The 26,327-nt window shown below is 67.1% G+C and carries 29 protein-coding genes; 16 read left to right on the top strand and 13 right to left on the bottom strand.

The features are described 5' to 3' along the window. Positions 1-143: 143 nt before the first annotated feature. Positions 144-881: a glucose 1-dehydrogenase gene (locus ACZYZ7_RS06130; protein WP_135454947.1), complete on the bottom strand. Its 738-nt coding sequence runs from the start codon at positions 879-881 to the stop codon at positions 144-146. Between the two features lie 150 nt (positions 882-1,031). On the opposite strand from ACZYZ7_RS06130, the gene ACZYZ7_RS06135 reads away from it, so the two are divergent. Next, the gene (locus ACZYZ7_RS06135) at positions 1,032-2,114 is read left to right on the top strand and encodes an NAD(P)H-dependent amine dehydrogenase family protein (RefSeq protein WP_463740481.1); all 1,083 of its coding nucleotides are present in this window, start codon (positions 1,032-1,034) and stop codon (positions 2,112-2,114) included. A gap of 10 nt (positions 2,115-2,124) precedes the next feature. Here ACZYZ7_RS06135 and ACZYZ7_RS06140 read toward each other — a convergent pair whose 3' ends face one another. Further along, a complete protein-coding gene (locus tag ACZYZ7_RS06140) occupies positions 2,125-2,889 on the bottom strand; it encodes an HAD family hydrolase (RefSeq protein WP_463740482.1) in 765 nt (254 codons plus the stop codon). Positions 2,890-2,945: 56 nt separating this feature from the next. On the opposite strand from ACZYZ7_RS06140, the gene ACZYZ7_RS06145 reads away from it, so the two are divergent. The 5 genes from ACZYZ7_RS06145 to ACZYZ7_RS06165 all read left to right on the top strand — a co-directional run bounded on the left by ACZYZ7_RS06145 (position 2,946) and on the right by ACZYZ7_RS06165 (position 8,021). Beyond that, positions 2,946-3,311: a VOC family protein gene (locus tag ACZYZ7_RS06145; protein WP_463740483.1), complete on the top strand. Its 366-nt coding sequence runs from the start codon at positions 2,946-2,948 to the stop codon at positions 3,309-3,311. A 120-nt stretch (positions 3,312-3,431) separates the two neighbouring features. Then, a complete protein-coding gene (locus ACZYZ7_RS06150; protein ID WP_135454954.1) occupies positions 3,432-4,562 on the top strand; it encodes a nitronate monooxygenase in 1,131 nt (376 codons plus the stop codon). Next, positions 4,559-5,011 carry a hypothetical protein gene (locus ACZYZ7_RS06155; RefSeq protein WP_463740484.1) on the top strand — a complete coding sequence of 151 codons (453 nt, stop codon included), beginning with the start codon at positions 4,559-4,561 and terminating at the stop codon, positions 5,009-5,011. Before ACZYZ7_RS06150 ends, ACZYZ7_RS06155 begins: the two co-directional genes overlap by 4 nt. Before the next feature lie 154 nt (positions 5,012-5,165). Further along, positions 5,166-5,732, top strand: coding sequence for a TetR/AcrR family transcriptional regulator (locus tag ACZYZ7_RS06160; RefSeq protein ID WP_450071614.1), 567 nt, complete (start codon positions 5,166-5,168; stop codon positions 5,730-5,732). 39 nt (positions 5,733-5,771) lie between these two features. After that, positions 5,772-8,021, top strand: a complete 2,250-nt coding sequence (locus ACZYZ7_RS06165; protein ID WP_450071615.1) for a molybdopterin-dependent oxidoreductase — start codon at positions 5,772-5,774, stop codon at positions 8,019-8,021. An 18-nt stretch (positions 8,022-8,039) separates the two neighbouring features. Here ACZYZ7_RS06165 and ACZYZ7_RS06170 read toward each other — a convergent pair whose 3' ends face one another. After that, positions 8,040-8,582 carry a hypothetical protein gene (locus tag ACZYZ7_RS06170; protein ID WP_450071616.1) on the bottom strand — a complete coding sequence of 181 codons (543 nt, stop codon included), beginning with the start codon at positions 8,580-8,582 and terminating at the stop codon, positions 8,040-8,042. Positions 8,583-8,834: 252 nt separating this feature from the next. On the opposite strand from ACZYZ7_RS06170, the gene ACZYZ7_RS06175 reads away from it, so the two are divergent. Continuing rightward, positions 8,835-10,082, top strand: a complete 1,248-nt coding sequence (locus tag ACZYZ7_RS06175; RefSeq protein ID WP_450071617.1) for a cytochrome P450 — start codon at positions 8,835-8,837, stop codon at positions 10,080-10,082. Here ACZYZ7_RS06175 and ACZYZ7_RS06180 read toward each other — a convergent pair. Further along, a complete protein-coding gene (locus ACZYZ7_RS06180; RefSeq protein WP_450071618.1) occupies positions 10,036-10,359 on the bottom strand; it encodes a hypothetical protein in 324 nt (107 codons plus the stop codon). The genes ACZYZ7_RS06175 and ACZYZ7_RS06180 overlap by 47 nt on opposite strands. Positions 10,360-10,506: 147 nt before the next feature. Between ACZYZ7_RS06180 and ACZYZ7_RS06185 the strand changes: the two genes are divergently transcribed. Genes ACZYZ7_RS06185 through ACZYZ7_RS06195 form a run of 3 tightly spaced genes read left to right on the top strand, consistent with a single transcriptional unit; the run spans position 10,507 to position 12,670 of the window. Continuing rightward, a complete protein-coding gene (locus ACZYZ7_RS06185; protein WP_135460074.1) occupies positions 10,507-11,241 on the top strand; it encodes a helix-turn-helix transcriptional regulator in 735 nt (244 codons plus the stop codon). A gap of 53 nt (positions 11,242-11,294) precedes the next feature. Further along, a complete protein-coding gene (locus tag ACZYZ7_RS06190) occupies positions 11,295-12,017 on the top strand; it encodes a FadR/GntR family transcriptional regulator (protein ID WP_450071619.1) in 723 nt (240 codons plus the stop codon). Further along, a complete protein-coding gene (locus tag ACZYZ7_RS06195; RefSeq protein WP_450071620.1) occupies positions 12,014-12,670 on the top strand; it encodes a sterol desaturase family protein in 657 nt (218 codons plus the stop codon). The genes ACZYZ7_RS06190 and ACZYZ7_RS06195 overlap by 4 nt, the downstream gene beginning before the upstream one ends. Here ACZYZ7_RS06195 and ACZYZ7_RS06200 read toward each other — a convergent pair. Together ACZYZ7_RS06200 and ACZYZ7_RS06205 are read right to left on the bottom strand one after the other, a co-directional pair. Continuing rightward, entirely contained in the window at positions 12,651-13,430 is a 780-nt protein-coding gene (locus ACZYZ7_RS06200) for a L,D-transpeptidase (protein ID WP_450071621.1), read from the bottom strand. The genes ACZYZ7_RS06195 and ACZYZ7_RS06200 overlap by 20 nt on opposite strands. Before the next feature lie 175 nt (positions 13,431-13,605). Then, complete coding sequence (locus ACZYZ7_RS06205; protein WP_450071622.1) at positions 13,606-14,997, bottom strand: DUF7159 family protein; 1,392 nt, start codon at positions 14,995-14,997, stop codon at positions 13,606-13,608. Positions 14,998-15,189: 192 nt separating this feature from the next. On the opposite strand from ACZYZ7_RS06205, the gene ACZYZ7_RS06210 reads away from it, so the two are divergent. Next, positions 15,190-16,647 (top strand): peptide MFS transporter, encoded by a 1,458-nt coding sequence (locus tag ACZYZ7_RS06210; protein WP_450071623.1) that lies wholly within the window; start codon positions 15,190-15,192, stop codon positions 16,645-16,647. Here the strand turns inward: ACZYZ7_RS06210 and ACZYZ7_RS06215 are convergent. Beyond that, entirely contained in the window at positions 16,641-17,588 is a 948-nt protein-coding gene (locus ACZYZ7_RS06215) for a threonine ammonia-lyase (RefSeq protein WP_450071624.1), read from the bottom strand. The two genes, ACZYZ7_RS06210 and ACZYZ7_RS06215, sit on opposite strands and share 7 nt — an antisense overlap. Positions 17,589-17,686: 98 nt before the next feature. Here ACZYZ7_RS06215 and ACZYZ7_RS06220 point away from each other — a divergent pair, with 98 nt between their 5' ends. The 3 genes from ACZYZ7_RS06220 to ACZYZ7_RS06230 all read left to right on the top strand — a co-directional run bounded on the left by ACZYZ7_RS06220 (position 17,687) and on the right by ACZYZ7_RS06230 (position 19,505). Then, on the top strand, positions 17,687-18,109 hold the full coding sequence (locus tag ACZYZ7_RS06220) for an acyl-CoA thioesterase (protein WP_135454975.1): 423 nt from the start codon (positions 17,687-17,689) through the stop codon (positions 18,107-18,109). Positions 18,110-18,206: 97 nt separating this feature from the next. After that, positions 18,207-19,196 carry an agmatinase gene (speB, locus tag ACZYZ7_RS06225; RefSeq protein ID WP_450071753.1) on the top strand — a complete coding sequence of 330 codons (990 nt, stop codon included), beginning with the start codon at positions 18,207-18,209 and terminating at the stop codon, positions 19,194-19,196. 84 nt (positions 19,197-19,280) lie between these two features. Continuing rightward, positions 19,281-19,505 (top strand): hypothetical protein, encoded by a 225-nt coding sequence (locus ACZYZ7_RS06230; RefSeq protein ID WP_135454976.1) that lies wholly within the window; start codon positions 19,281-19,283, stop codon positions 19,503-19,505. Here ACZYZ7_RS06230 and ACZYZ7_RS06235 read toward each other — a convergent pair. From ACZYZ7_RS06235 to ACZYZ7_RS06245, 3 genes are all read right to left on the bottom strand, one after another. Then, on the bottom strand, positions 19,457-20,362 hold the full coding sequence (locus tag ACZYZ7_RS06235) for a cytochrome c biogenesis CcdA family protein (RefSeq protein ID WP_450071625.1): 906 nt from the start codon (positions 20,360-20,362) through the stop codon (positions 19,457-19,459). The genes ACZYZ7_RS06230 and ACZYZ7_RS06235 overlap by 49 nt on opposite strands. Before the next feature lie 9 nt (positions 20,363-20,371). Beyond that, on the bottom strand, positions 20,372-20,890 hold the full coding sequence (locus tag ACZYZ7_RS06240) for a protein disulfide oxidoreductase (protein WP_135454980.1): 519 nt from the start codon (positions 20,888-20,890) through the stop codon (positions 20,372-20,374). A gap of 107 nt (positions 20,891-20,997) precedes the next feature. Then, complete coding sequence (locus tag ACZYZ7_RS06245) at positions 20,998-21,879, bottom strand: TIGR03854 family LLM class F420-dependent oxidoreductase (RefSeq protein ID WP_450071626.1); 882 nt, start codon at positions 21,877-21,879, stop codon at positions 20,998-21,000. An 86-nt stretch (positions 21,880-21,965) separates the two neighbouring features. Between ACZYZ7_RS06245 and ACZYZ7_RS06250 the strand changes: the two genes are divergently transcribed. Beyond that, positions 21,966-22,403, top strand: a complete 438-nt coding sequence (locus ACZYZ7_RS06250) for a DUF6188 family protein (protein ID WP_135454985.1) — start codon at positions 21,966-21,968, stop codon at positions 22,401-22,403. A gap of 40 nt (positions 22,404-22,443) precedes the next feature. Here ACZYZ7_RS06250 and ACZYZ7_RS06255 read toward each other — a convergent pair whose 3' ends face one another. Continuing rightward, entirely contained in the window at positions 22,444-22,926 is a 483-nt protein-coding gene (locus tag ACZYZ7_RS06255; protein ID WP_135454987.1) for a hypothetical protein, read from the bottom strand. Between the two features lie 179 nt (positions 22,927-23,105). Here ACZYZ7_RS06255 and ACZYZ7_RS06260 point away from each other — a divergent pair, with 179 nt between their 5' ends. Further along, on the top strand, positions 23,106-24,386 hold the full coding sequence (locus tag ACZYZ7_RS06260; RefSeq protein WP_450071627.1) for a cytochrome P450: 1,281 nt from the start codon (positions 23,106-23,108) through the stop codon (positions 24,384-24,386). 4 nt (positions 24,387-24,390) lie between these two features. Here ACZYZ7_RS06260 and ACZYZ7_RS06265 read toward each other — a convergent pair whose 3' ends face one another. Together ACZYZ7_RS06265 and ACZYZ7_RS06270 are read right to left on the bottom strand one after the other, a co-directional pair. Next, entirely contained in the window at positions 24,391-24,777 is a 387-nt protein-coding gene (locus tag ACZYZ7_RS06265) for a cupredoxin domain-containing protein (protein ID WP_450071628.1), read from the bottom strand. Positions 24,778-24,881: 104 nt separating this feature from the next. After that, positions 24,882-26,327 carry an APC family permease gene (locus tag ACZYZ7_RS06270; protein ID WP_450071629.1) on the bottom strand — a complete coding sequence of 482 codons (1,446 nt, stop codon included), beginning with the start codon at positions 26,325-26,327 and terminating at the stop codon, positions 24,882-24,884.

Below are 26,327 nucleotides of genomic sequence, written 5' to 3' on the forward strand. Positions count from 1 at the left end.
GGTCCGAAGGCTCAGGCCGGCGCGGCGATTCCGGGCGGAAATGGGCAGCTCCTCACAGACCGGTGCGGCACCGTGTCGGTGAGTCGATGCCCTGCCGGGTCATTCTGCCGTGGTCCGTACCGCTGCGTGCGGCCGGTGCGCACTCAGAGTTTGTGCGGGACGTCGTTGACGAGGCCCCCGTCCATGACGAACTCGGCGCCGGTGGCGTAGCGGGATTCATCGCTGGCCAGGAACACCACGAAGCTGGATACCTCGTCGGGTTGCCCCGGTCGGCCCAGCGGAATGGTGAGCATGTCCTCGGGGAAGTGCTCGGTCATCGGGGTGCGGATGAATCCGGGGTGGATCGAGTTGACCCGGATCTGCTTGGGGCCCAACTCGAGTGCCGCGGACTTGGTCAGGCCGCGCACCGCCCACTTGGAGGCGACGTACGGGTGCACCATGGCCGCACCGCGCAGTCCTTCGATGGACGAGACATTGATGATCGATCCGCCGCCCGCGGCTTTCATCGCCTTGACGCACGCCTGCATGCCCAGGAAGGTGCCGGTCAGGTTGACGTCGATCACCTTCTGCCACTGGGCCATGTCGAACTTGCCGATCTGGCCGAGGGCGACGATCCCGGCGTTGTTCACCAGCACGTTGAGGAGACCGAACTCCGCGGTGGCGGTGTCCACCGCGGCGTTCCACTGGTCTTCCTGGGTGACATCGAGATGCACGTAGCGGACCGAATCGCCGAGTTCGGCGGCAAGTGCCTTGCCTTCGTCGTCGAGGATGTCCCCGATCACCACCTTGCCGCCTTCGGCGACCAGCGCCCGGGCGTGCTCGGCGCCCATACCCCGCGCACCGCCACTGATGAGTGCCACTTTTCCGTCTACCCGTCCCATGACGGGTGAGGCTACCGGGTGCGGCATCAAATTAGAACCTGTTCCAATTCTTCCATTGAGTAGGCATACTTCGAAGTACAGGCAAACGTGCACTACAACGTGATGCGGAACATCGGTCCGCGTTACAACTCGATGAAGGGATGTCAAGGTATGTCGAGGGCCATCCGCGTCGCCCACATCGGTACCGGAAACGTCGGCCGGTTGGCCCTGACCGGGTTGCTGACCAACCCGGCCTACGAGCTCACCACCCTGTGCGTGTCCACCGAGTCCAAGGTCGGCAAGGACGCCGGAGAGCTCGCCGGACTGGACATCACCACCGGGGTGACGGCCGTCGACGACCTGGATGCGGTGATCGCGGCCAAGCCGGACTGCGCCGTGTACTGCGCGATGGGCGACACCCGCGGACCGGAGGCCATCACCGACGTGGTGCGTTTGCTGGCGGCCGGGATCAACGTCGTCGGATCCGCGCCGGTGGTCCTGCAGTTCCCGTGGAAACTGATGCCGCACAAGTACATCGACGGCATCGAGGAGGCCGCCAAGGCCGGCAACGCCAGCCTGTTCATCACCGGGGTCGATCCCGGGTTCGCCAACGACCTGATCCCGTTCGCGCTGGCCGGCACCTGCCAGAGCATCGAGCAGGTGCGCTGCATGGAGATCGCCGACTACGCCACCTATGACGGCGTCACGGTGATGTTCGACGTGATGGGTTTCGGCAAGCCACTGGACGAAACGCCGATCCTGTTCCAGCCCGGCGTGCTGAGCATCGCCTGGGGAACCTCGATCCGGCAGTTGGCCGCCGGTCTGGGCATCGAGATCGACGACATCAACGAGGTCTGCGAGAACGAGCCCGCACCCGAGGCCTTCGACATCGCGGCCGGCCATGTCGCCAAGGGCACCGTGGCCGCATTGCGGTTCGAGATCCGCGGCATGGTCAAAGGGGAACCGGTGATCGTCATCGAGCACGTCACCCGGTTGCGCGAGGATCTGCGGCCCGATTGGGCGCAGTCGGCCCAGCCCGGCGGCTCCTACCGCGTCGAGATCGTCGGCGAGCCCTCCTACGTAGTCGACATCTGCCCGAGCAGCCGCAAGGGCGACCACAACCACGCCGCGATCGTGGCGGCGGCCGGACGGATCGTCAACGCCATCCCTGACGTAGTGGCCGCGGCGCCGGGCATCCGCACCACCCTGGACCTGCCGCTGGTGACCGGCAAGGGCCTCTACAAGTTGAGCTGATCCGGTCCGGTCATGCCCCGGGCCGCAGCCGGCGATCGCCCCGGCGCCGGCCACCCGGACGGGGCACGGTGAGCACCGGCCAATCGTGGTCGGTGGCGGCCGAGGCCAGCCCGGGCCGCGGGTTCACCGGCCGCGGATGGCCCACCAACCGCATGAGTGCGCCGTCCTCGTCACCGTCGGCATAGAAATAGCTGTGCGCCAGGTCGATCCGCTCGGCCTGGCAGAAATTCTGCACCGCATCGGCTTTGCGAGTACCCCAGATGATCGGCTCGACGATCCCGCCGGTCAGCCGGCCCTCGCCGTCGGTCAGGAAGTGATTGCACAGCACGTGCTCGATTCCCAGGTGTCGCGCGACCGGCTCGGCGTGGATGGTCAGGGCTGACGAGCTCAACACGACGGTATGGCCGCGGTCCTGGTGCCGACGCACCACCTCCCGCATGTGGGGATAGACCCGCTGCGCGATCCGATTCTCGAAGAGGTACTCCCCCAGCTCGTCCAGCTCGACAAGGGATTCGCCGCGCAGGTACCCGGCCGCCCGCACCAGGAGCCGCTCGAACGGCATCCGGCCGATCCGGTACCGCACGGAGGCCTCGAGGATGCCGAGGATCTCGCCGGCAGCGGCCTGCCCTCGACGGATCCGATGACCGGCGTGCGCAGTCGCGGTGAATCCGTCCACCAATGTGCCGTCGAGGTCGAAGAAGGCGCCCACCAGCGCGCCGCCCGGACCAGCCTCGATTTCCGCGAGCGACTCGGGTGGCGACAACGTGCGGCCCATGGAGCTACTAAACCAAGCCACCACGACCGTCGGCCAATCGAGACTAGAAATGGGGAATGACCCCAACCGCACCCTCCATCGGGATCAAGGACGTCGCAGCCGTCATCACCACCGGGCGGTTCGAGGAGGCAAAGGCCTGGTACACCCGGCTCGTCGGCCGGGAACCGGACCTGGAACCTGTTCCAGGCGTGGCGGAATGGCAGCTGACCGCGACCGCGTGGCTACAGGTCGTCACCGATCCTGCCGGCGCCGGGCGATCGGCCGTGCGATTCGGGGTCGACGAACTGGACACCACCGCCGCCTGGCTGCGCGACAATGGTGTTGCCGTCACAGAACCACAGGTCATCGCCGATATTGTCGCCATCATCGATGTCGCCGACCCAGACGGAAATGAGGTGTCGTTCGTAGCCGAGCTCGCGTGAATCTGCCGGGTCGCGACCCAAAACAGCCGAAGATGGCACTAAACTAGAACACGTTTCACTTCCGTCCGGGCCGCAGCGGCCGAGGACTCCCAAACCGCATTGCCATTGAAGGAGCTCCGAATGCACACCGCACTCTGCGACGAACTCGGGATCGACGTCCCGATCTTCGCGTTCACCCACTGCCGCGACGTTGTGGTCGCCGTCAGCAAGGCCGGTGGCTTCGGCGTGCTCGGCGCTGTGGGGTTCAGCCCCGAGCAGCTCGAGATCGAGCTCAACTGGATCGACGAGCACATCGGCGACCACCCCTACGGCGTCGACATCGTGATCCCGAACAAGTACGAGGGCATGGACGCCAACATGTCCCCTGACGAACTCAAGGGCATGCTGCAGTCGCTGGTGCCCCAGGAACACCTGGATTTCGCCAAGAAGATCCTCGCCGACCACGGCGTGCCGGTCGACCACAGTGACGACGACGCCCTGCAGCTGTTGGGCTGGACCGAGGCCACCGCAACCCCTCAGGTCGAGATCGCTCTGAAGCACCCCAAGATGACCCTCATCGCCAACGCGCTGGGCACCCCGCCGAAGGACATGATCGACCGCATCCACGCCGAAGGGCGCAAGGTCGCGGCGCTGTGCGGATCGCCCTCGCAGGCCCGCAAGCACGCCGATGCCGGCGTCGACATCATCATCGCCCAAGGCGGCGAGGCTGGCGGCCACAGCGGCGAGATCGGCTCGATCGTGCTCTGGCCCCAGGTGGTCAAGGAAGTGGCCCCGGTTCCGGTCCTGGCCGCCGGCGGTATCGGCAGCGGCCAGCAGATCGCCGCGGCGCTGGCGCTCGGCGCCCAGGGCGCCTGGACCGGATCGCAGTGGGTGATGGTCGAGGAGAGCGAGCACACCGAGCAGCAGCACGCCGCGTACGCCAAGGCCACCAGCAAGGACACCGTGCGCAGCCGGTCGTTCACCGGCAAGCCGGCCCGCATGCTCCGCAACGACTGGACCGACGCCTGGGAGAACCCGGACAACCCGAAGCCGCTCGGCATGCCGTTGCAGTACATGGTGTCCGGCATGGCCGTGGCCGCCACGCACAAGTACCCCAACGAGAGCGTCGACGTCGCGTTCAACCCGGTGGGCCAGGTGGTCGGCCAGTTCACCAAGGTCGAGAAGACCTCCGCGGTGATCGAGCGCTGGGTGCAGGAATACCTGGAGGCGACGGGCACCCTCAACGCCCTCAACGAGGCTGCCGGCGTGTGATCGAGGCCGCCGGCAGCGGGTTCCTGATCGCCGTCCTCTGGATGGACCTGATCTTCGATGTGCAGGTGCTGCCCCATCGCAGGTCGGCTGAGTTACCGGAACCCGTGCTGGCGTCCATCGCCGGCTACTACCGCCGCGCGACCACCACATCGCGCCCGATGAGCCTGCTGATCGCCGCCGTCATGGTGATCCTGTTGGCGGCATTGACTTTTCACGCGATCGACGGCACCGGCCCGGGTTGGCTGACAGCGGTGTTCGCGGCGCTCGCCGGTGGCCCCGTGTTGCTGGCCTTGCTACGCACCGTCCCCCGGGCCGTGGAACTGGGTCACCGCGGGGGCACCGTTGCCGACCAGTCTCTACTGGCGCGCGCCATCTGCCGCGACCACCTGCTGTGCCTGACGAGCATGTCCACGTTCCTCGCGCTGTGGTTGGCCACCAACGGGACGTGAGCTTCCGAGTGCCTGCGCCGAGGATCCCGGCCACCATGTGGCTGCGATCCCCGGCACAAGGGCTCGAGACCGGGCAACCGATGCCCGTCACAGGGATAGACCCATGTCCGGCGGTTATGTATGGTTGCATACATAGACCGTGAAAGGGCGTCGGATGACTGGTCCTCGTGAACGCATGGTGGCCTCGGCCGCATTGCTGATCCGGGAGCGCGGTGCGCACCCGACCGCGATTGCCGACGTCCTGGCCCACAGCGGCGCGCCGCGCGGCTCGGCCTATCACTACTTCCCCGGCGGACGCAACCAACTCCTTTGCGAGGCAATCGATTTCGCTAGCGATCAGGTGGCCGCCCGGATCGACAGGGCCGACAGCGCCGAGGTGTTGCTCGACGCCATGATCGCCGGATTTCGGAAACAACTGTCGGCCAGCGACTTCCGCGCCGGGTGCCCGGTGGTCGCGGTTGCCGTCGAGGCCGGCGAACCCGGCGCCGCTGAAACCGCGGCGCTCGACCGCGCCGGGGCGGCCTTTCTCCGCTGGACCGGTCAAATCGCCCGTCGACTACAGGACGACGGAGTCTCCGCCGAGCGCGCCGAGGAACTGGCGATGCTGATCATGACGGCGATCGAAGGTGCGGTGGTGGTGGCGCGCGCGACCCGCGACGTCAAACCGCTCGACCTGATCCACCGCCGGCTGCGCGCGCAACTGGCGGCAGAAATCCCCTGACCCCTTCCGGACCCGAAAGTCCACCGAAAGGATTCCGCCATGACGGTCGACCAATGGCAGCCCACCGCCTGCATCCTCTGCGAGTGCAACTGCGGGATCGTGGTCCAGACGGAAGACCGCGCCATCACCAAGATCCGGGGCGACAAGGACCACCCGGCCTCGCAGGGCTACACGTGCAACAAGGCACTGAGACTCGACCACTACCAGAGCAACGCCAACCGGCTGACCTCACCGCTACGCCGTCGTCCTGACGGCAGCTATGAGGAGATCGGCTGGGACACCGCCATTTCCGAGATCGCGGCCGGGTTCCTCGCCATCAGGGACGAGCACGGCGGGGACAAGATCTTCTACTACGGCGGTGGCGGGCAGGGCAATCACCTCGGCGGCGCGTACAGCGGGGCCTTCCTCAAGGCGATCGGATCGCGGTACCGGTCAAATGCCCTGGCGCAGGAGAAAACCGGTGAGGCGTGGGTCGATGCGCACCTCTACGGCGGGCATACCCGCGGTGAGTTCGAGCACGCCGAGGTCTCGGTGTTCGTGGGCAAGAACCCCTGGATGTCGCAGAGTTTCCCACGGGCCCGGGTGGTGCTCAACGAGATCGCCAAGGATCCGGGCCGCGCGATGATCGTCATCGACCCGGTGATCACCGACACCGCCAAGCTCGCCGACTTCCATCTGCGCGTCCGGCCGGGCACCGACGCCTGGTGCCTGGCCGCGATGGCCGCGGTGCTGGTGCAGGAAGACCTGTGCGACGAGGAATTTCTGGCCGCGCACGTCAACGGTGTCGAACCGGTCCGGGACGCGCTCCGGCAGGTGCCGATCGGCGACTATGCCGCACGGTGCGGTGTCGAGGAATCGCTGCTGCGCCAGGCAGTGCGCCGCATCGCCGCGGCCGGCAGCGTGGCGGTGTTCGAGGATCTCGGCATCCAGCAGGCCCCCAACAGCACCCTGTGTTCCTACCTCAACAAGATGCTGTGGATCCTCACCGGAAACTTCGCCAAACCCGGTGGGCAGCACCTGCATTCGTCGTTCGCCCCGCTGTTCGGCTCGGGCGGGGTCGGCCGTAGTCCGGTCACCGGCGCCCCGGTGATCGCCGGCCTGGTGCCGTCGAATGCGGTACCCCAGGAGATCCTCACCGATCACCCCGACCGGTTCCGCGCCATGATCGTCGAGAGCAGCAACCCGGCCCATTCGGTCGCCGATTCGGCGGCGGTGCGGGCGGCACTCGAATCACTCGAGCTACTGGTGGTCATCGATGTCGCGATGACCGAGACGGCACGACTGGCCGACTATGTGCTGCCCGCCGCCAATCAGTTCGAGAAGCCCGAGGCGACGTTCTTCAATCTCGAATTCCCGCGCAACAACTTCCATTTGCGCCACCCGTTGTTCGAGCCGCTGCCCGGAACCCTGCCCGAACCGGAGATCTGGGCACGCCTGGTCCGCGCCATCGGCACGGTCGACGACGCCGAGCTGGACCCGTTGCGGCGCGCCGCCCGGGAGGGGCTGGACTCCTATGCCGCGGCCTTCCTCGGCGCGGTGGGCGCCAATCCCGGGCTCGGGCGGGTGCTGCCGTACGTGCTGTACGAGACGCTCGGACCGGTATTGCCGGACGGCCTGGCCGGGGCCGCGGCGCTGTGGGGCCTGGCCCAGAAGACCGCGATGACCTACCCCGACGCGGTACGCCGTGCCGGGCACGCCGACGGCAACGCCTTGTTCGAGGCCATCCTTGCCCGCCGGTCCGGGCTCACGTTCACCGTCCATGAATATCCGGACGACTTCGCCCTGATCAGCCACCCGGACCACAAGATCGCGCTGGACATGCCCGAGATGCTCGACGCGGTCGGGGCGCTGCCGACCATGCCGACGGCGCTGACCACCGAGGAGTTCCCCATGGTGCTGTCCGCGGGTGAGCGGCGCGCCTACACCGCCAACGACATCATCCGAGACCCGGGCTGGCGCAAGCGAGACACCAACGGCGCCTTGCGGATCAGCGTCGACGATGCCGAAACCATCGGACTGCACGACGGCGACCGGGCCAGGATCACGACGGCGGCGGGCAGCGCGGAGGCCACCGTGGAGATCAGCGACGCGATGCTGCCCGGGCACATCTCGCTACCCAACGGGTTCGGCCTGGATCACACCGACGGCGACGGGCGGGCCGTCGCGCCAGGGGTGGCACCCAACGAGCTCACCTCGTCACAGTGGCGCGACGAGTACGCGGGCACACCGTGGCACAAGCACGTGCCCGCCCGGGTCGACCGGATTCCGGTCGCCAGCGTGCCGGCCTGATCAACCCGCTGTGGGCCGTCAGGGCAGGGGCGCGGGCGGGGCCGGAACCGGACCGGCCGGGCCGGCTACCGGAACGGGACCACCAGGGCCGGCCGGCGCAACGGCGCCACCAGGGCCGACGGACGGAACCGGAGCGCCCGGTCCGGCGGACACCGGTGCCTCCCCCGGCGCCTGTGGCGCGATCGGAACGTTCGGACCGGGCACCTGGCCCGGCACGGGCGTGTTCATGCCGCGCTGAGCGAGCCCGAGTACCAGTGCTTCCTTGCCGCTGATCTCCTGGTTCTGCACGGCGTGCCACAGATCCTTGAGGTAGCTCAGATTGGGGGTTTCGGCTCCCTGTCCAGTGGGATCCATCGTCGCCCCCGGCGGCAGGGCATCCGGGCTCGCCAGGTGAGGGGTTCCCACCGGGGCCGCGGCAGCCGGCGCCGCCGGATCTCCGGCCGCGGCCTGAGCCGCCGACCCGGGAGCAGGTGCCGGCGCAGGCGCGGGAGCAGGTGCTGGGTTGGCCGGCTCGGCAGCCGCCGCGGCGGCCATCGACAACGCGATGATGGGCCCTGACACACTCCACGCCAAGACGGACGTGAACCTTCGAATGTCGACACTCATCGCGTTGGCCTTCCTGCTGTTGCTCCAGGGACAGATGGTAACGCTGAGTGCATCGTTGCGCTCGTTCAATCGTTACAGAGGACAAATCGGAACACGTTCCAATACCAACGATGTCGGAGTTTCCGAAACCCACTCCATGGGGCCCCACCTGTGGTGTAGCAATGGCTTACGCCACTACACAACGTCGTCGCGAGGAGTGCCCACGTCATGCCGACTCTGAAACTTCCACCCGGATTCGACTTCACCGATCCCGACATCTACGCCGAACGGCTGCCTGTCGAGGAACTCGCGGAGATGCGCAAGCTGGCTCCGATCTGGTGGAACGAACAGCCGGTGGGCCAAGGGGGGTTCGACGACGGCGGGTTCTGGGTCGTCACCAAGCACAAGGACGTCAAAGAGGTGTCGCTTCGCAGTGACGTGTTCTCCAGCCAGGAGAAGACCGCCCTGCCGCGCTATCGGGAGGGCACCGTCCAGCAGCAGATCGACCAGGGCAAGTTCGTGATGCTGAACATGGACGCCCCGCATCACACGCACCTGCGCAAGATCATCTCGCGGGCCTTCACACCACGGGCGGTCGAACGCCTGCGCGCCGACCTGGCCGAGCGGGCCCGCGCGATCGTGGAGGCGGCCGCCGCCGAAGGCTCCGGGGATTTCGTCGAGCAGGTGTCGTGCGAACTGCCGCTGCAGGCGATCGCAGGACTCATGGGTGTGCCGCAGGAGGACCGCAAGAAACTGTTCGACTGGTCCAATCAGATGGTCGGAGACCAGGACCCGGAGTTCGCGTCCAACGATGCGATCAGCGCCTCGGTCGAGTTGATCATGTACGGGATGCAGATGGCGGCCGAGCGGACGAAGAACCCCGGCGAGGATCTGGTCTCCAAGCTCCTGGAGGCCGACGTGGAGGGACACAAGCTCTCCGACGACGAGTTCGGTTTCTTCGTCATCCTGCTCGCGGTGGCGGGCAACGAGACGACCCGCAACTCGATCACCCAGGGAATGATGGCGTTTGCCGATCACCCCGACCAATGGGAGTTGTTCAAGCGGGAGCGCCCCGGCACCGCCGCTGACGAGATCGTGCGGTGGGCCACCCCGGTGACGTCATTCCAGCGCACCGCGTTGGAGGACACCGAACTCGCCGGTGTGCCGATCAAGAAGGGCCAGCGGGTGGTGATGTTCTACCGCTCGGCGAACTTCGACGAGGACGTGTTCGACGACCCGTACAGCTTCAACATCTTGCGGGACCCCAACCCGCACGTGGGTTTCGGTGGCACCGGGGCGCACTACTGCATCGGCGCCAACCTCGCCAGGATGACCATCGACCTGATCTTCAACGCGATCGCCGACGTGATGCCCGACCTGACCCCGATCTCGGCGCCGGAACGGCTGCGGTCGGGCTGGTTGAACGGCATCAAGCACTGGCAGGTGGATTACCGCGGCCACTCGGATAGTCGATGATGGATCGCCAGTAGTCCTCCGGGATTTCGGTGTTCGACCGCAGCACGATCGCCAGACCGGTTGCCATCGCGATGCCGAGCAGGCCGAGCCACAGGCCGGCAAGCGCGATCGCGATCCAGAGCACCGTTGTCAGCGTGGGCCACGGCGACGCCAGAGCGAGCACCGGCGCGAAGAAGAACCCCGTTCCGATGTAGGCGGCCGACCCGGCCCGGTCGGCCGCCATCACGAAGTGCAGCCAACGCGGTATCGACGGGGGCGCCTGAGGTGGCTTACGCATCCTTGCCTCCTTGGTAGGGACGTACTCCACGGTGACGCGGATCAGGTAGCCACTGCAATTACCCTTGAGGTAGTGGTTATCTCGCGTCGTGTGAGTGAGACTCGGACGGTGACGAGTGCGACGACCCAGACACCCATCGGCTCACTGATGCGCGACTGGCGGTTGCGCCGCCGGATCAGTCAACTCGACCTGGCCATCGAAGCCGATGTGTCGGCGCGTCACCTCAGCTTCATCGAGACGGGGCGCTCGGTGCCGAGTCGGACCATGGTTCTGCGGCTTGCCGAAGCCCTCGAGGTGCCGTTACGAGACCAGAACCAACTGCTGCTGGCCGCCGGACTGGCACCGGTATACGCCGAACGCAGGCTGGACGATCCCGAGATGACCGCCGTGCGCGACGGCGTAACCCAGGTTTTGGACGCCTACGACCCGTTTCCCTGCGTGGTCGTCGATCGCACCTGGAACCTGTTGCAGGCCAACGCCGGTACCGCGGTCATGTTGGACGGCGTCGCACCGCATCTACTGGCCCAGCCCAATGCGCTTCGGATCACCCTGCATCCCGAGGGCATGGCCCCGCGCATCCGAAATCTGGCGGAATGGCGCCACCACCTGATCAGCCGGCTGCGCCGCGAGGTCACAGTGAGCGGATCAGCCGAACTGGCCGGCCTCCTCGCCGAGGTCGAGTCCTACCCGGGAGGCATGGAACCGGTCCGCGATCTCGGCGGTGTGGTGGTTCCACTGGAACTGACCTCGCCTCACGGCACCGTGCTGACCTTCCTGAGCACCGTCACGACGTTCGGCACCGCGCTGGACCTCACCGCCGCGGAGCTGAGCATCGAGGCATTTCTGCCGGCGGACGCCGAGACCGCCGCCGCACTGCGCTGATGCCATTGGTCTTACCACTTGACCTCTGACCGTCGGACAGGCAACATGGCCGCATGGCGCTACAACCGGTCAACCGCCGATCCGTACCCGAGGACGTCTTCGAGCAGATCGTTGCCGAAGTGCTCAGCGGCGAGATACAGCCCGGCGAACCGCTACCCAGCGAACGCCGCCTGGCCGAGGTGCTCGGGGTGTCCCGCCCGGCCGTACGCGAGGCGATCAAGCGACTGACCGAGGCCGGCCTGGTAGAGGTTCGGCAAGGCGACTCCACCACAGTGCGGGACTTCCGCAAGCATGCCGGCCTCGACCTGTTGCCCCGACTGCTGTTGCGCGCAGGCGAACTCGACGTCAGCGTGGTCCGCAGCATCCTGGAAACCCGCCTGCACAACGGCCCCAAGGTCGCTGAGCTGGCCGCCGAGCGAGCCCAGGCCGATCTCACAGCCCAACTCGGCCGCACCGTGGATGCCCTGGCGGCCGAACCGGATCCGGTGGAAAAGCAGCGCCAGGCGCTCACCTTCTGGGACCAGGTTGTCGACGGAGCGGACTCGATCGCATTCCGCTTGATGTACAACACCCTTCGGCAGACCTACGAGCCCGCGCTGCCGGCGTTGGCCACCATGATGGCCGCCGAGGTCGGCCGTCCGGACGCCTACCGGCGGATCGTGGAGGCAATCGAAGTTGGTGACCCGGCGGCTGCCCGCGCGGCCGCTCAGGACCTGCTGGAACCGGCCACCAACGCGCTCATGGGCGCCCTCGAGGCGCTGGAGGAAAACCGATGACGCGCAACGTTTTCACATTGGGTGACGCGGCACGGGAATTCGTCAGACACCCCTCCCCCTGGATGCTCGGCACCGCGCTGGTCGGCAGCGTCGCCGCGCGGTGCGCGGCCGGGGACTGGCAATTCACCGATGTACTCGTGCCCGCAGGGATGCTCGCGGCATTTCCGTTCTTCGAATGGATCGTCCACGTTCTCGTACTGCACTGGCGGCCAAGGAGGTTCGGCCGGATCACACTGGATTCGGTGCTGGCCCGTGACCACCGCCTGCACCACGTCGACCCGCGCGACATCCCGCTGATCTTCATACCGTGGCGGGCTCTGCTGTGGATCCTGCCCGTCGCAATGGCCGTCGCACTGCTGGCATTCCCTCGCCTCGGCCTGGGACTGACATTCCTGTCGGTCCTGACGGTGCTGGGTCTGTCCTACGAGTGGTGCCACTATCTGATCCACAGCGACTACAAGCCGAAAAACCGCGTATACCGCGCGGTTTGGCGTAACCACCGCCAGCACCACTACAAGAACGAGCACTACTGGTTCACCGTCACCACCGCCGGAACCGCCGACCGCGTACTGGGGACCTACCCCGACCCGGCGACGGTGTCGACCTCACCGACGTCGAAGAACCTGCACGCGGCTACGCCTGCACGACAATAGGATCGCCCAGGTGCACGGTGTTGAAGTACCAATCGGCGTTGTCAGGGCTCAAATTGATGCAGCCGTGGCTGACGTTCGCATATCCCTGGGATCCCACCGACCAGGGGGCTCCATGCACGTAGACACCACCCCAGGTCACGCGGACCGCGTCGTACACGGTGAGCTTGTACCCCTCAGGGTCGCTCAGCGGAATCCCGATGGTTCGCGAATCCATCACCACGACAGGCTCTTTGGACAATGCGCTGAAGGTGCCGATCGGCGTCGGGTGTTTGGGCTTGCCCATCGAGGCCGGCATGGTACGGGCCACCGCGCCGTCGATGCTGACGGTAAACGTGTGAGCGTCGATGTCGGCGACGCCGAGCACCTCGGACCCGGTCTCGAAGCTGGTCTTGGCGCCGCCGGCCGACACGGAGATCTTCGAGTGAGCCGGCCACAACTGATCGGGCTTCCACTGCATCACGTCATCGCTGAGCCAGGTGAATGTGCCTGTGGGAGTGTGCGGTGAGCTGATCTGCAAGCTGCGCTGCGCCGCGCTGCGGTCGGTCACCGGGTTGTCGAAGGTCACGGTCAGCGGCATGGCGACACCGACCACCGAACCGGCGGCAGGCTCGATCGTCGCCCCAGGCTCGGGCGTGCTCACCGCAGCCGATGCGACATTGACCGTGCTCGCCGCGGCCAGGGTGGCGACACCAATCGCCGCAAACACTTTCAGTACCGACGCTCGAACGGTTCCGAATGACGACGATGGGGCGCTCAGCATTCCACCAGTGTAGGTGCTCGCCGGGACTGTACCTTTCAGGCGCAGCGTGACGGCGGCGAATCGGTGTCGGCGGTAGCGCGATGAGTTGCCCATGGTGAACACATCGACGCGATGCGTCAGAACGTTTCACCGCAGCATTGACGAACTCGCGCGGATCTCAGCAACGTCACAGCGATCAGGGCGCGGCGGGATCGGGCGCAGGTAACTGAGCCTCGGAGGGTAAGGGCTCCGGCATGGGTGCCGTAGGTTCTGTCGCCGGAGCCTGCGCAGCCGTCTGTTGTATCGGTGCCGCCTCTGGCGGCGCACTCGGCGGAGGCGTCGGAACCTCGGATGCCGGCGCCGGCGGAGGTGCCTCCGATGTCGGGGACGGTGCCGGCGACACCATGGTCTCGGTCGGCGGGGCCTGGCCTGCGGGCGGGGATTCTTGTCCCGCTTCGGGCGGAGGGGCACCGGGGACGTGCTCGGGCGTCTGCGGTGACTGCTCCGGTGGCACCAGCTCCAGCTCGGAGCCGGGAGGCGCGAGCTGCCCGTCCGGCAATACGGTGTTCTCAGATGGGGCCGTGACACTTTCGCCGATGACGTATTCCGGCGCGACGTCCTCCACCGGCTCCAGCATCGGCGGCACCTCGGACGGCGCGGGGGTGGCGGCCGCGGGCGGCTGGTGCACGACGGCCGAGTCGCCCGACGTACTCACCACCGGACGGGTGCTCCGATGCGGAGTCGGCTCTGAACCCGGCAGCAGCTGCTGACCCACTGCCAGCGCCAGCGACACTCCGAAGGCCAGCACTCCGCCGAGCAATATTGCCAGCGGGGTCAATTGCGTAGCGGGCCAGCGCCACCCGGCCGGGGCCATGCCGTTGTCGGCCGGCGTCCGGCCCCGGCGCACCGAAGCCAGCGCGGCGCCCCGGGCCAACGGCAATCCGGGTTCGGCGGGCGTGAACACCGGCACCGCCAGGGCCTGTTCCAGCTTCGGCAGCACCGAGTCCAGATCGACGGCAGAGCCCACCACCACGAGCGCATCGGGACGTGGATCAGCCGCGTCGAACGTGTCGGACAGCCAGGTGGTCAGGCCTGCCACGGTCTCGATCCCCCGGCTGACCGTCGTCTGCACGGGAGTGCCGTCACGGACCGTCATTGCCTGCACGACATCGGGTTCCAGGACGCATACGCCGGTCGTGTCGAATCCGACGATGCCGGCGATGCGATGCGCGAGCGCATCCGTGGCCTGCGGCAGCCGAACCGGAACCACGGAGGCGTACCCGGCCTCGGCCACCTTTTTCAGCAGCACCGCGGCCTCGGCGCCTGCGCCCGAACTCCACGTGACACCGATCGTTGTCAGCCGCCGACCATGTTCTGCCGCAACCTTTTCGGCGCGCCGAACCGCGGATACCACATCAGCGCAGATCTCGCCGGTTCGTGATGGCGTATAGCCGCGAATGTCGAAGGCGTCGTGGTCGATGGTCGCCCCGTCAGCCTCGCTGCCCTCGAGCAGGACCAGACCGACGGTGGACGGTGTCAACGAAACACCGAGCACCGCCTCCACATGCACCCCCGAAAGTGTGGCCATCGTCCCAACGTTTCACGATGACATTACCGGGTGGCAGCATCGTATCCATCCCCTGCACCTTCGATGCCCGCATCCGACCCGCGACGAAATGTGCTGTGCCACAGAAGCGCCAGTACACAACGGCGTTCCGGTTTGCCGCTGACGCCGTCAATTTCGACCGACCGGACCGCTCCCGTGGCAAGGTTATGGCCCATGCAGCAAGGGCAGGACTCACCACGCCACCGCACGTTCTTCGGCCATCCCATCGGATTGGCGAACCTGTTCGGGGTGGAATTGTGGGAGCGCTTCTCGTTCTACGGGATGCTCACCATCCTCGGCTACTACCTGTACTACATGGCAGCCGACGGCGGCCTGGGGTTGCCGAAGAGCACCGCCACCGGCATCGTCGGCGCCTATGGAGGACTGGTGTACCTGTCAACCGTCCTGGGCGCGTGGATCGCCGATCGCCTGCTGGGCATGGAACGCACGGTGTTCTACGGCGGGGTGGTGGTGATGGCGGGCCACATCGCACTCGCGGTCGTTCCGGGCATGTCCGGGGTCGGCGTCGGCCTGGTGCTGGTCGCCCTGGGATCCGGCGCGCTCAAGGCCAACGCGTCCTCGCTGCTGGGCACGCTCTACGACAAGGACGACCCGCGCGCCGACGGCGGATTCACCTTGTTCTACCTCGGAATCAATCTGGGCGCCTTCGTCGGGCCGCTGGCCACGGGACTGTTGCAGACCCGAGTCGGCTTTCACTACGGGTTCGGCGCCGCGGCCGTCGGCATGGCGCTCGGCCTCACACAGTACGTGTGGTTCCGCCGCAATCTCGGCGACCACGGACGCATCGTGGCAAACCCGTTGCCGCCCCAGGCAATCGGTAAGGTCATCGGCATCGTCGCCGCACTGGCCGTGGCCGTGACGGCGCTGTTCGCGATGCACGTGGTCGAGCTGGCCAACCTGTCCCAGTTCACCACCGGGGTCATCGTCGTGGCCTCGGTGATGTATTTCGTGGTGATGTTGACCAGCGCCAAGGTGTCCGAAACCGAACGCATCCGGGTCCGTGCCTTCATCCCGCTGTTCATCGCCAACGCGGTGTTCTGGTCGCTGTTCCAGCAGACCTTCACAGTGCTGGCGGTCTACTCCGACGAACGCGTCAACTGGTCCGTCTTCGGCTGGACCGCACCGTCGAGCTGGATCGGGTCGATCGAACCCGTCTGGATCATCCTGCTCTCCCCGTTGTTCGCGATCCTGTGGACCCGGCTGGGCAACCGGGCACCGACCACTCCGCGCAAGTTCGCCTACGGCGTGATCGGCATGGGCGCGGCTTTCCTGCTGTTCCTGCCGATGGCACCGTCCACCGGCAAGGTGGTGCCCGCACTCCTGGTGGCCGGCATCATGGTGGTGTTCGCGGTGTCTGAACTCCTGCTGTCGCCGATCGGCCTCTCGGTGACGACAAAGCTTGCGCCAGAGGCATTCCGGGCTCAGATGATGGCGCTGTTCTTCTTCTCGGTCGGCCTGGGTACGGCGATGTCGGGCGTGCTCGCGCAGCGCTACGATCCCGCACACGAGTTCGCCTACTTCGGCGTACTCGGGGCGCTGGCGATCAGCGTCGGTGTCGTGGTTCTGCTGATGTCACCGCGGATCAGCCGGCTGATGGAAGGGGTTCACTGAGACAAGATCTCGGCCAGCAGCGGTGGCTCGATGTTGCCGCCCGAGACGATCACGACCGCGGGCCCCGGTGGCGCCGCTGCATTCCGGTAGCCCGCCAGCGCCACCGCACCGCTGGGTTCGGCCACCAAGTGCGCGCGATGCGCGAGTTCTCGCACCGCTGCACGGATCTCGTCCTCGGTCACGGTGATGACATCGTCGATCACACGTTGCAGATGGGCGAACGTCAATGCTGACGGCGTCGAGCGCAGTCCGTCGGCGATGGTCCGATTACGTTGCGCCACAGACCAGTCCACTCGGTGACCGGCGGCCAGGCCCTCCGCGGTGTCTGCGGCGAGTTCCGGCTCGACGCCGAAGATCCTGGCCCGCGGGCACAACGCCCGGACCGCGGTGCCCACACCCGAGGCCAAGCCACCGCCGCTGATCGGGATGAATACGGATGCGACATCCGGTAGATCCTGCGCGATCTCCAACCCGATGGTGCCCTGGCCGGCGATCACGTCAGGGTGGTCGAACGGTGGCACCAGCACACCGCCGGTGCGCTCGACCAGTTCGGCGGCAACCGATTCACGCTGCCCGGCCCCACACAACACCACCTGCGCCCCGCGATCCCGGGTGGCCTGCACCTTCACGGCCGGCGTCTCCTCGGGCATCACGATGTGGGCGGCAACGCCATAGGCCGCAGCCGCATACGCCACCGCCTGAGCATGATTGCCGCTGGAGTAGGCCACCACTCCCCTGGCCCGTACGCCGGGATCGAGCCGGCCCAGCGCGTTGAACGCACCGCGGATCTTGAAGGCGCCGATCGGTTGCAGATTCTCGGGCTTGAGCCACAACGGCCGACCGGGGTCGCCCCATCCGGCCGCCAGCAGCGGGGTTCGCACGATGTCGGAGTCGATCCGCCGGGCCGCGGCGTCGATGTCGTCGAGGGTCACCAGCTTCACCACATCAGTCTCTCCTGCGGACCGCACCCGCGAAAGTCCGGGCCGCGGCACCTCCCGTTACCGTGGAGCGGCAGACCCGCCGGCATCGGAGTGCTCACGTGACCCAGTACAGCTTCGGCATCGTTCCGCGTTACGCCGAGATCGACCAGCAGGGTGTGGTGTTCAACGGCCACTACCTCACCTGGTTCGACGAGGCATGTACCGGGCTGTTCGACCACCTGCGGGTGAGTTATGCCGACCTGATCGCCGATGGCCTCGACATGCAGGTGGTGCATACCGAGATCGATTTCCGGGCGCCGGTCCGGTGGCGGGAGTCGGTGCGGATCGCCGTGCGGTGCGAGCGCATCGGTACCACCAGCTTCACCCTGGGCTTCACGGTGCTGGGCACCGACTCCGCCGGTGACGAGCAGCCACGGGTGTGCGGCAGCAATGTCTACGTCGTCGTCTCAACCGGCGACTGGTCCAAGCGAGAAGTCCCCGAAGGTGTTCGCGCAGCGCTCAGTTCCGTTGCCGGCCAATGAATCTTTCGACCCGAGCGTGCCGTGCCGCCCTCGGCGGTAATGTCTGCTCATGGCCGATCAGCACGATCACGGTCCGCAGCGTGAGTTGCCGCCCGGCATGGCCGAGCAACTCGGTCTGCCGCACTCGGGCATGGTCTCATTCGGGCACCGCCCAATCCTGACCGAGACGGCCCAACTCGACGCCTGGCAGCCCGATGTGGCGATCGTCGGTGCGCCGTTCGACATTTCGACGACGAACCGTCCAGGTGCCCGGTTCGGTCCCCGGGCGATTCGGGCCACGGCCTATGAACCGGGCACTTACCACCTCGACCTCGGCTTGGAGATCTTCGACTGGCTCGAAGTGGTCGATTTCGGCGACGCGTACTGCCCACACGGTCAGACCGAGGTATCCCACGCCAACATCCGCGAGCGGGTCCACGCGGTGGCCTCGCGCGGCATCGTTCCCGTGGTGCTCGGCGGCGATCATTCGATCACCTGGCCGTCGGCGACCGCGGTGGCCGACGTGCACGGATACGGCAACGTCGGAATCGTGCACTTCGACGCGCATGCCGACACAGCCGACAACATCGAGGGAAACCTGGCCAGCCACGGCACCCCGATGCGTCGGCTCATCGAATCCGGTGCGGTGCCCGGCACCCATTTCGTCCAGGTCGGCCTGCGGGGTTACTGGCCGCCGCAGGACACGTTCGAATGGATGCTCGAGCAGGGCATGACCTGGCACACCATGCAGGAGATCTGGGACCGCGGATTCAAGGAGGTGATGGCCGATGCGGTCGCCGAAGCCTTGGACAAGGCCGAAAAGCTCTATGTGTCAGTCGACATCGACGTTCTCGACCCCGCGCACGCACCGGGCACCGGCACCCCGGAGCCCGGCGGTATCACCAGTGCCGACCTGCTGCGGATGGTGCGTGAGCTGTGCCGCACCCACGACGTGGCCGGGGTCGACGTCGTCGAGGTGGCCCCGGCCTACGACCACGCCGAACTCACGGTGAACGCCGCGCACCGGGTGGTGTTCGAGGCGCTGGCGGGCATGGCCGCCCGGCGGCGTGACGCCACCCAGACCCCGGCAGGGCCGCCCGCGCGCTGAACGGCCGGAAATTCACGTTGAAACGCCAGTTCACGGGTAGCACAATCGGTATGGACGGCGATGCCGGTCGGTGAGGGGGCAATTATGACGCACGCCAACGGTGACGACTTCGACGACGGTTTCGATGACGACGCCCCGGAGGCCGATGTCGTCGAACAACTGATACCGGTCGGTGTCGACGATGAGGACGACGCGATGTCGGATCTGCGGCGGGTACGGATCTCAACCGATGCCGACGCCACCGAAGCCGATCTGATCGATCAGGCGATCGGGGTGCCGCTGGACGACGAGTCCGATTTCGATCGCTGAGCGGACCGCGCCCGTACCGCCGTCCGCGCCACCATTCCTGCCACGGCCAGGGCCACCAGTGCCATCAGCCATGGCCACGCCCCGTGCCGGTGCACCCACCCCGCGAGCGTGCCCTGCAAGCGCCCGGCGGCGGCGATCACCGGATCTTCGGGATTGCCTCCGGCACTGAATAATTGGATCTCGTACCAGCCGTAGTACGCGACGTAGGCGCCGACGACGATCAACAGCGCTCCGCTGATCCGGCTGACGTAGGGAATGACGCGTCGCAACCGGTCGACCACCACCGTGCCGGCCAGCGCCGTGGCGACGGCCAGCACGCCGACGACGAGGGCGAAACCCGCCGCGTACGCGGCGAACACCGCCAGCCGATGCAGTGCCGTATTCGATTCCAGAGTTGCGCCGGTGACCGCCAGGAACGGTCCCACGGTGCACGACAGTGACGCGAGCGCGTACCCGACGCCGTAACCGGCCATCGAGCCGAGTCGTGCGGTCGGCGCCCAACCGGTGTGGCCCGCCACAGCGTCGGGCAGTAGCAACCCGAGCCGGCGACCGGCCAGCAGCCAGCCGCCGAGAACGATCAGGATGACACCGATGAGCAACGTGACGTACGGCAGGTAGCGCTGGACCGTGCTCGCGGCCGCGACCGTGAGCAGCCCGAATGTGCCGAACACCGCGACGAATCCGGCGGTCATCACCAGGGTGGCGACCAGCGCCCGGCCCAGCGCCGGCAGCGGTCCATGCGGCGAGGTGCCCCGCACCACCAGCGCGAGGTACCCGGGCAACAAGGCGAACCCACAGGGGTTGAGTGCCGCGACGAGTCCGGCGCCGAACGCCAACCCCACCAGGTTGTCTGGCACGCCGGTGACTTAGCTCTTCAGGGCCGCGACCCGATCGGCCAGCTCCTGCTGCGGCATCGCCGACGTCGGGTTGTTGACGAACGTCGATGACCCGTCGGCCCGGTAGAAGACGTAGGCGGGCTGCCAGGGCACGTTGTAGCGGGCCCAGATCGACCCGTCGGCGTCATTGAGATTGGGGAAATTGAGGTGGTACTTGTCGACGAACCCCTGCATGGCTCCGACATCGGAGTGCGCCGCGATGCCTACGAAGCTGACCTGCGGGTTGGCCGCGGCAACTTGACTCACTGACGGCGCCTCGGCGTTGCAGAACGGGCACCACGGCGTCCAGAACCACAGGACGGCGGGCCGCCCGGCCAGGCTCGACCCGTTGAACGGGGCACCCGACAAGGTGGTGCCGGTGAATTGCAGCCGGTCGTCGGCGGCCGCTGCCGGCGCCGCGACCAGTGCGAACACCATCGCGACCGCGGACAGCAGGCCCAGCAGGCCGGGTGTGAACGCCAGGTGCAACCGCGCGAGTCGCATCCTCATGGCACCGTCTCCTTCGCTCAGGGCGCAGGCACAGGTGCGGCGTGCGCATAACCCTGACACGGCGGTAGGCACATCAGAGTTCAACGGTGTGCAGTTTTGCGCACCCGTCAGTTCTGCCGCGGCAACAGTTCGGCGGCGAACCGGTCGAGGAACGCACCGCGGTCGGCGGGACCCGCCGCCCTGATCACGAACTTGGTCAGGCCGGCGGCCACGTAGCGATCGAGTTGGCGGTGCAGATCGGGCCAGTCCGCGGCGATCAGCTCCTCGGAGTCGATGTCTGGTCTGCGGCGGCGGACCGCGGCGAGCAGATCAGCCGGGAGCGCGCCGTCCCCGACGGCGAGGCTGATGCCGAAGTGGTCGGGCTCGATGGTGCGGCCCGCGGCAACCGCCTCAGCCTCGATGCGGCGGCGCGCTGCGGCCGCCTCGTCGGCGGTGAGGAAGCTGCCCAGCCACCCGTCGCCGAATTTGCCGATGCGGGTAAGGGCCGCCGGCGCCGACCCGCCCAGCCAGATGTCGATCGGGGTCGCCGGTACCGGTTGAACCTGCGCGGAGCGGACCGTGAAGTACTCCCCTTCGAACGACACATCGCCGCCGCGCAGAGCTGCTCGCAGCAGGTCCAGCGATTCGTCGAAAACCGCGGCCCGGCGGCCGTCGGGTACGACGAAGATGTCCCGCTCGGGAGACAGTGCCGAATGCAGGCCGAACGCGGGCAGCACCCGCTTGGGCGCCAGTGCCGCCAGAGATGCCAGTTGTTTGGCCACCAGAACCGGATGGCGTCCCGGCAGGATCGCCACCGAGGTCCCGACCTTGAGCCGCCGGGTGCGTGCCAGCGCGTAGGCCATGCCGACGAACGGATCCACTGCCGGGGTGTAGACCAGTTCGGAGAACCACACCGAATCGACCCCGGAACTCTCCAGGTGATCGACGATGCCGCCCAGTTCGTCCGGGGTGGTTTCAGCGCCGAGTCCCACGCCGAAGCGGACCTTCATCGAGGATGTCCCATGCCATTCATATTGGACGTAACACCCAAGGTGCGCCTCTTGTGCCCGGTCAGTCTGCGGTTCAGAGTAAGAAAATGAGCGAACAATGGATTCAAGGGTGCTTGGTCCAGCGGATCACATTTCGTGATGGCCTGGTGCTCAACCTCGACGACTACAACGAACTGGTCATCTCGGTCCCGCTGGAACTGACGCTTCCGCCAACCGGAGCCGACGATCCCGAAGTGGTGTCGCTCGATCCGCGCGCACTTCGCAACGAGGTACGGCCCCTGTTCGATTTCGCCGGCCAACGCTGCACGCATGCCGATTGGGAGAACGACGGCAGCCTCCACCTGTGTTTTTCCGACGGCCACCGGATCGATGTCCGGCCCGACGAACGCCACACTTCGTGGGAGCTGTACGGGAAGTACCACGGCTACGCCGCATGCCTGCCGCACGGGCGGGTCCGGATCGTCCGCCACGATCAGGATGACTCCGATCAAGACGGTGACGCCCGCACCCGCGAGAGCGGCTGACCGGCATACGGCGCGGCCGTTGGTACCTATCGGTGGGGCATCAGCCCACGCCAACCCCGATGATCGGGATCCAGACGCCGAACAGCCACACGCCCCACTGCCGGAACCCGTTGTCCCACACCGGGTTCAAGTTGTAACCCCAGTAGTTCACGGTCGGCGGCAGCGGTCCGCCGTTCCAGTGCATAGCCGGCGGTGGGCCCCAACCCCACGGCGGCGGGCCTCTACGGTCATCCCACCAGTCGTGCCGGTTGTTCGCCCACCAGGGACCCTTGTCGTCCCAGTGATCGCGGTGGTCGAAATCAGGGCCACGATTGCCGAAATCGCGCCCTCGATTGTCGAAATCACGGTCATGGCCGGGCGGCCCGCCATCACAGAACGGGAAGCAGTCGTCGTTGCCGTGCCCCGGCTTGAGCGGTACCGGCACAGCGGGCGATGCCGACGCCACCGGAACCCCCAACCCCGCAGCGCCTATTCCGAACGCACCGACCGTCAACGCAGCCGCCACGAACCTGGTCAGTTTCATACCTGGACCTCCTACAGTCGTGACCCCGGCGCCGGCCATCCCCCCAATGGCCCGGCGCCGCAACGCCTTGCAACTCGCCGCTGGACCGAGCGGCGGAACGTGCACCCCGGTGGGGGTATCGCCGCGACGGATCCGAGCGTTACGCGTTCTCCGGTCGGCTCCGGCTCTAACCTGGCGGGGTGGGTATCGCACCGCGGGTCAATGGGGCACCTCCTCCGGACGTGCCGCGCTCGGAGATCGATCTGGGATCGTGGCAGTTCTGGCGCGAGGACGACGACATTCGCGACGGAGCATTCGCCGCGCTGCGACGTGCGGACCCGATCTCGTTTCACCCGGCATGCGTCCTCGGCGGTTTTCCCGAGAGCCCCGGGCACTGGGCGGTGACCAGGTACGACGACGTCTTCCACGCCAGTCGTCATCCGGAGATCTTCAGCTCCGCGTCGGGAATCACCATCGGCGACCAGACAGTGGAACTGGCCGAGTATTTCGGTTCCATGATCGTGATGGACGATCCCCGCCACACCCGCCTGCGCAACATCGTGCGCAGCGCATTCACGCCGCGGGTGGTGGCGCTCATCGAGGATTCCGTCCGTGATCGGGCCCGGCGACTGGTTGCCGACATGGTGGCGAGAAATCCCGACGGCACCGCCGAACTCGTCACCGAACTCGCGGGTCCCCTACCGCTGCAGATCATCTGCGACATGATGGGCATCCCCGAGCCGGACCATCAACGGATCTTCCACTGGACCAACGTGATCCTCGGGTTCGGCGATCCCGATCTGACCACCGACTTCGACGAGTTCCTCAAGGTGGCGATGGACATCGGCGCGTATGCGACCGCGCTGGCAGATGAGCGACGCGCGGTGCCCACCGAGGACCTCACGACAAGCCTGGTTCAGGCCGAGGTCGACGGCGAACGACTTACCTCCGCGGAGGTGGCCTCCTTCTTCATCCTGCTCGTGGTCGCGGGCAACGAGACCACCCGCAACGCCATCAGCCACGGCCTGCTCGCACTCACCCGATTCCCCGAACAGCGCGAGAAGTGGTGGTCGCGGTACCAGGAATTGGCCCCCACCGCGGTGGAGGAGATCGTGCGCTGGGCGTCGCCGGTGAGCTACATGCGCCGCACGGTCACCCAGGACACGGTGCTCGGCGGGACGCCGCTGCCCGCCGGGGCCAAGGTGACACTGTGGTACGGATCGGCGAACCGGGACGAGTCGAAGTTTGCCGATCCGTGGACGTTCGACGTCACCCGCCACCCCAATCCCCATCTCGGATTCGGCGGCGGCGGTGCACATTTCTGCCTCGGAGCAAACCTGGCGCGCCGCGAGATCACCGTGGCGTTCGAGGAACTGCACCGCCAATTGCCGGACATCGTCGTGACCGAGGAACCCGACCGACTGCAGTCGCAGTTCATTCACGGCATCAAACGGATGCCGGTGGCCTGGTCCACCCGTTGAGCGGCTACTTCACCGTAAGCGTGCCCAGCATCGCGGGGTGATAGAGGCAGTAGAAGGCGTACTCCCCCGGCTCCTGGGGCGCCGTCAGCGTCGCACGCTGCTTACCCTCGACGTGGACGTCGAACAGTCCCTTGGTCCGCGACGTCACCGAATGCTCGACCTCGTCGTTGTTGATGATCGTGATCTCCGTGCCCGGCGCGACGGGTCCGAGGGCGCCGAATCCCATGCCCTCGATCGTGATGACCGGGCCGGTCGGGACCGACATACCGGGGCTGGTGGTGACCGTTTCGGAATGCTGGCCGTGGCCGGCCGGCGAATTGGCTTGCCCGCACGCAACACTCGCCCCCGCGAGCAGGACCATCGACACCGCCAACGCTGCAAGTCGAGACATCCGGGCCCCCTGAGGTTCGTCCTGACCGCAGACAATTATCGCCCCGTCAGGGCCCGATGTGTCCGATTCCGTCGATCCGAGATCTCAAGTCCGCGTCGGCACCCTCACTGCACCGTTGACCGTCGTGAGGTGCTCCCGACCCGACGACCGGTGACCACACCGGCCGCGAACGCGGCGACGAGCACACCGACGATCACCCAGGCCAGCACGCTGGAACCGCCGACCAGATCGTTGAGGTTGGTCAGGATCAGCACCAGCGCACCCAGCAGACCCGCCAGACCGAGCCCCGGGGCGATGCGCACCCGCCACAGTGAGTGGCCGTGCCGGTCGCGAGCGAAGTAGACCAGGACCGCGACACTGGTGGCGATCATCAGCAGCACCACACCGACCGTCGTCGCCCCGGCGAACCAGGTGTAGAACTGGGCGGCCGGGTCCAGCCCGAACACCACCGCCAGCAGGACGCTGACCGCCACGACACCGGAGATCCACAGCGAAGCCTGATGCGGTGAGCCGTGCCGATCGTGCGGTTGGCTCAGCCGCGCGGGCAGCACGTCGCGCTGCGACAGCGCGAACACGTAGCGCGACGCCACGTTGTGGAACGCCAGGATGCAGGCGAACAGGCTGGTGAAGTACAGCACCGTGATGATGTCGGCGCCGGCCGCACCGATGTACCGGTGCGCGGTGTCGCCGAGGAAGGTGGAGCCGGAGTCGGTGGCGCGGGCGATGGCCTGCTCGTCACCCCAACCCGAGATCAACGCCCAGCTGGTGACCGCGTAGAACACCCCGATCAGGATCAGCGCCAGGTAAGTGGCCCGGGGAATCGTCCGCTCGGGAGTGCGGGCCTCGTCGCGGAAGATCGCGGTGGCCTCGAATCCGACGTAACTGATGATCGCGAAAAGCAGACCGATCCCCAATGACCCGGAGAAGATCGCGCTCGGGTTGACGATGCCCGAGGACAGTCCGTGGTCACCGCCGTTGGCCACGATCACCAGGTCGAGCACCAGAACGATCGCGATCTCGGCGGTGAGCAGCACGCCCAGCAGGCGGCTGGACAGCTCGATGTTGCGGTAACCGAGGTAGGTGGTGACGGCAAAGGCCACCGCGGCGAACACCCACCAGGGCAGAGCCGGCCCGCCGGCCAGCTCGACGACACTGGCCCCGGCTGGCCCGAGCAGTCCGTACACGCCCGCCTCCAGCGCCACGTAGCTCACCAGTGCCACGAAGGCGATACCGATGCCTGCGGGCAACCCGAGTGACTGACGAACATAGGAGAAGAAGGCGCCCGCCTCGTCGACATACGGCGTCATCGCCGTGAAGCCGACCGCGAACAACAGCAGCACCACCGTGGAGGCGATGAACGTGGCGGGGAATCCGGCACCGTTGCCCGACGCGATACCCAACGGCACCACACCACCGATCACCCCCAGTGGTGCGGCCGCGGCCACCACCATGAAAACGATCGAGGCCACCCCGAGGTTGCCGCGCAGCTGCCGGCCGGCCGGCGGCGGTTGGTAGCCCAACGATTCTGGGGCTGTGGTGATTTCGGACAT

The sequence above is a fragment of the Mycobacterium sp. IDUB_17 genome (assembly GCF_055419465.1).

Coding starts and splice junctions, on each gene's coding strand:
- ACZYZ7_RS06130 (WP_135454947.1), bottom strand. CDS start 881: ATGGGACGGGTAGACGGAAAAGTGGCACTCATCAGTGGCGGTGCGCGG.
- ACZYZ7_RS06135 (WP_463740481.1), top strand. CDS start 1,032: ATGTCGAGGGCCATCCGCGTCGCCCACATCGGTACCGGAAACGTCGGC.
- ACZYZ7_RS06140 (WP_463740482.1), bottom strand. CDS start 2,889: ATGGGCCGCACGTTGTCGCCACCCGAGTCGCTCGCGGAAATCGAGGCT.
- ACZYZ7_RS06145 (WP_463740483.1), top strand. CDS start 2,946: ATGACCCCAACCGCACCCTCCATCGGGATCAAGGACGTCGCAGCCGTC.
- ACZYZ7_RS06150 (WP_135454954.1), top strand. CDS start 3,432: ATGCACACCGCACTCTGCGACGAACTCGGGATCGACGTCCCGATCTTC.
- ACZYZ7_RS06160 (WP_450071614.1), top strand. CDS start 5,166: ATGACTGGTCCTCGTGAACGCATGGTGGCCTCGGCCGCATTGCTGATC.
- ACZYZ7_RS06165 (WP_450071615.1), top strand. CDS start 5,772: ATGACGGTCGACCAATGGCAGCCCACCGCCTGCATCCTCTGCGAGTGC.
- ACZYZ7_RS06175 (WP_450071617.1), top strand. CDS start 8,835: ATGCCGACTCTGAAACTTCCACCCGGATTCGACTTCACCGATCCCGAC.
- ACZYZ7_RS06180 (WP_450071618.1), bottom strand. CDS start 10,359: ATGCGTAAGCCACCTCAGGCGCCCCCGTCGATACCGCGTTGGCTGCAC.
- ACZYZ7_RS06185 (WP_135460074.1), top strand. CDS start 10,507: ATGCGCGACTGGCGGTTGCGCCGCCGGATCAGTCAACTCGACCTGGCC.
- ACZYZ7_RS06190 (WP_450071619.1), top strand. CDS start 11,295: ATGGCGCTACAACCGGTCAACCGCCGATCCGTACCCGAGGACGTCTTC.
- ACZYZ7_RS06195 (WP_450071620.1), top strand. CDS start 12,014: ATGACGCGCAACGTTTTCACATTGGGTGACGCGGCACGGGAATTCGTC.
- ACZYZ7_RS06200 (WP_450071621.1), bottom strand. CDS start 13,430: ATGCTGAGCGCCCCATCGTCGTCATTCGGAACCGTTCGAGCGTCGGTA.
- ACZYZ7_RS06205 (WP_450071622.1), bottom strand. CDS start 14,997: ATGGCCACACTTTCGGGGGTGCATGTGGAGGCGGTGCTCGGTGTTTCG.
- ACZYZ7_RS06210 (WP_450071623.1), top strand. CDS start 15,190: ATGCAGCAAGGGCAGGACTCACCACGCCACCGCACGTTCTTCGGCCAT.
- speB (WP_450071753.1), top strand. CDS start 18,207: ATGGCCGAGCAACTCGGTCTGCCGCACTCGGGCATGGTCTCATTCGGG.
- ACZYZ7_RS06230 (WP_135454976.1), top strand. CDS start 19,281: ATGACGCACGCCAACGGTGACGACTTCGACGACGGTTTCGATGACGAC.
- ACZYZ7_RS06240 (WP_135454980.1), bottom strand. CDS start 20,890: ATGAGGATGCGACTCGCGCGGTTGCACCTGGCGTTCACACCCGGCCTG.
- ACZYZ7_RS06245 (WP_450071626.1), bottom strand. CDS start 21,879: ATGAAGGTCCGCTTCGGCGTGGGACTCGGCGCTGAAACCACCCCGGAC.
- ACZYZ7_RS06250 (WP_135454985.1), top strand. CDS start 21,966: ATGAGCGAACAATGGATTCAAGGGTGCTTGGTCCAGCGGATCACATTT.
- ACZYZ7_RS06255 (WP_135454987.1), bottom strand. CDS start 22,926: ATGAAACTGACCAGGTTCGTGGCGGCTGCGTTGACGGTCGGTGCGTTC.
- ACZYZ7_RS06265 (WP_450071628.1), bottom strand. CDS start 24,777: ATGTCTCGACTTGCAGCGTTGGCGGTGTCGATGGTCCTGCTCGCGGGG.
- ACZYZ7_RS06270 (WP_450071629.1), bottom strand. CDS start 26,327: ATGTCCGAAATCACCACAGCCCCAGAATCGTTGGGCTACCAACCGCCG.